At 47.4% G+C, this 567-nt stretch carries 1 protein-coding gene; it reads right to left on the minus strand.

The features are described 5' to 3' along the window. On the minus strand, positions 1 to 567 hold a 567-nt coding region (locus AACW06_RS19970; protein ID WP_238336774.1), incomplete at both ends, for an IS66 family transposase.

Raw genomic sequence — 567 nt, forward strand, 5'->3', positions numbered from 1 at the left:
TGCGTGGTTAACCAGTCATAGAAGTCATCCAACATCGGTTTAGCCTGCGCTTGTCTTTCTGTCCAACGCTCTTCGACCGAAGCCAGTTTTAATCGAGATTCAAGTGCGTACAACTTTTGGATTTTGGATAACGCCACATCCGCTTTACCTGACTTACCTTTGCCCTGAAGCTTTTTTGCCTCCATGAACTTACGGCGTGCGTGAGCAAAGTAACCAACATTAGCCACGTTGGTTAATCCGTCATAAGCCGCGTAACCATCACTTTGTAGATAGCCTGAGTAATCACCCAAGAAGTTCACGGGGCATGCTCTCGCGCAACTGTTTTGATAGTCGAACAAGACGATATTTTTCATGTCAGGGAGTTTAGCTTCAGGGGAGTCGGCTCCCGAGCAGTACAACCACATGTAACATTGCTTGTCTTCCTTAAGCACATTGAGCGGCGTTTCATCGGCCTGAACCACCACTTGTTCGAGTAAGTGAGTCTTCAGTGCCTGATAAAGCGGTTGACGTTTACCACGACGTTTAATGGTCGTCGTTGTGGTGGTGATAACCTCATCTTCCGCTTTC

The organism is Vibrio sp. S12_S33, from assembly GCF_963889785.1.
Taxonomy (GTDB): Bacteria; Pseudomonadota; Gammaproteobacteria; order Enterobacterales; family Vibrionaceae; genus Vibrio; species Vibrio aestuarianus.